At 60.7% G+C, this 2,077-nt stretch carries 3 protein-coding genes; all 3 read right to left on the bottom strand.

Going from position 1 to position 2,077, the window contains the following annotated elements:
- A partial coding sequence (locus tag GTN70_03710) for a hypothetical protein (GenBank protein ID NIO16095.1) occupies positions 1-392 on the bottom strand: 392 nt, incomplete at its 3' end.
- 410 nt (positions 393-802) lie between these two features.
- Entirely contained in the window at positions 803-1,726 is a 924-nt protein-coding gene (locus GTN70_03715) for a hypothetical protein (protein NIO16096.1), read from the bottom strand.
- Positions 1,719-2,077 (bottom strand): hypothetical protein (locus GTN70_03720; GenBank protein NIO16097.1); only part of this gene is annotated, 359 nt, incomplete at its 5' end. The genes GTN70_03715 and GTN70_03720, both read right to left, overlap by 8 nt.

Genomic DNA, 2,077 nt, shown 5'->3' on the forward strand with positions numbered 1-2,077 from the left:
ATCTCGAAGGTCTCGTCGAGCCGCTCTCGCCGGTCGTTGAACCTGTAGCGCGTGGCCACTTGCCCATCACCACGGCACGCCAGCTTCTTGCCAGCGTACGCCGCGTAGAAGGTTGGCATGATCTTGTCAAAGGTGTCCTCATGGACGGTGATCGGGATCTTGCGTAGCTTGCCGTCGTCGTCGCCCCAGTCGTCGTCGAGCAGCGCCTGCATGAGCTCGGTATCAACGATTAGGTCGCCGGCCCGGTCTCGCGTGGTGGTCGTGATAATGAAGTGATCGTACTTCTCGGGCGGGCGGAACTTGTTGCCCTTGCGAGACTTGATCTCCTTGCCCTTGCCACCGATCTTGATCTTGCCGCCTTCGGCCAGCGACGGTTGTAGTCCGTTAATCATGTGTTACCTCTTACCAGTCGAGTTGGTTATCTATGACTCTGTCGCCTCGCGCCAACATCTGTAGGAGAGTTGACTTGACATCGTCTGGCGCCATGCCGATCGCTTCCTGCTGACTGTCGGCGCGAAATACTTCGCACGTTCCTTGGCAGTCCCACCCGGTATGGCAGCAGCCACCCACGATATACATCCAGCAAGAATCGGCGCGGACGATCCAGTGCCAGTCCCTTCCGTCCGATTCGCCTTCAATGCAAAGAGCTACCGCCCCGTGCCGCATTGTTGCCTTGGATTCGTCGTTGTCGTCGCATAGCTCCAGCATCACGTCTGGCTGATACTCGGCGAGAGCAGACAGCAATTCGTCGGTTACCCTGCGGATGTGATCGTCTACGGTAGTAGCTTGTCGCGGAATCATGCTACCTCCACGCCCATGCGGGCACGCGTCTGTTGTGTTCTCTGTTGGTCGAGGTACGGTTCCAGCTGATCTCGCCGCGCTTGCAATGGGCGTACAGCCCTAGCAGGTCGGACGTGATCTCCCGCGCCGCTTCGATGTCATCCGGGTAGTACCGGTAGACCTCGACCGTGTGCGGTGGCTTCTGTTCAACGGCCACGATCCGATAGTCCGTATGCGGCTCATCGGTTATGATTTCCAGCCCCCACGTATACCAGCCGGCCTGTAGGTGGTAACCAAGACGCGTAGCGTGATCCCAGAATGGATCCTTGTCGGCCATCGGATCGATCACGACGGTAGTGCTCTTCAGGTCGGACGCCTCATACGGTGGCTCGTCACCGGCGAGCATATCGAACCGGCCCTTGCAGCGGATACCGGTCTCGGGGCAGTCCCACACGATCGATACCTGCGTGCGGGACCGGTGTCGTAGGTCGCTGGCGATCGGGTGCTCGTTGAGCTTGAGCATCATACCGTAGACGGCGAACGCGTCGTCAACGGTCAAGATCGTACGGTGCTCATTGTCTGCCTTCCACGCCTTGCCTTCATTGGATACGAGCCAGTTGCCATACGGCGTTCCGTCCTTCTTGCATGGCGTCGGCCAGGGGACCGTGGTGTAGCTGTGAGCCAGTAGCTCGGGGCTATCAAGCCAACCGTCGTCTAGCGCGCTACCGATGTCGGCCGCCTTGCTTGACCAGGGAAACAGCTTTGCATGCTGGTAGTGGCCAGGGCTACGAGCAAGGGTCTTGAGGCCGGACTGCGAGACGCATGGCCAACGTAGGTACCGGTTGAACGGCACGTTGAGGTGCAGTCCTGACGGGATATCAGCGCCCCATGCCTCGTATTGCGCTGGGTCGTCGCGGTAGTCGAAGGTGGGAACTGGGCTAGACATCCAGCGCCCCCTGCTTCGACGGTGCGGATCCGCCCTTGACCGGTTTGTCCTGCTTGCTCGCCGGGCCCATTACGACGACCTCGACTCCCTCGCCGTTGCCTCGCAGCCCTACCTCGGTCATGAGCCACTGCACGTCGCTACCGCGGATCTCGTCGAGCATAGCCGCGCGCTGGTCGTCGTGTAGCTTCTCCAGCCCGTCCAGCAAGACAAACTTGCCTTGGCGCTCCCGGACCCGGTGGTGAGCGATCTTGACCGCAAGGCGTACGGTCTCGGCGCCGGACAGCCTTGCTACCGGCACGCCGTTCAGGGTGAGCTGTCCGTCCTCGTAGGCGAGCCCGTCGATAGGAAGGT

It is taken from the genome of Deltaproteobacteria bacterium (genome assembly GCA_011773515.1).
Taxonomy (GTDB): Bacteria; Desulfobacterota; Deferrimicrobia; order J040; family J040; genus WVXK01.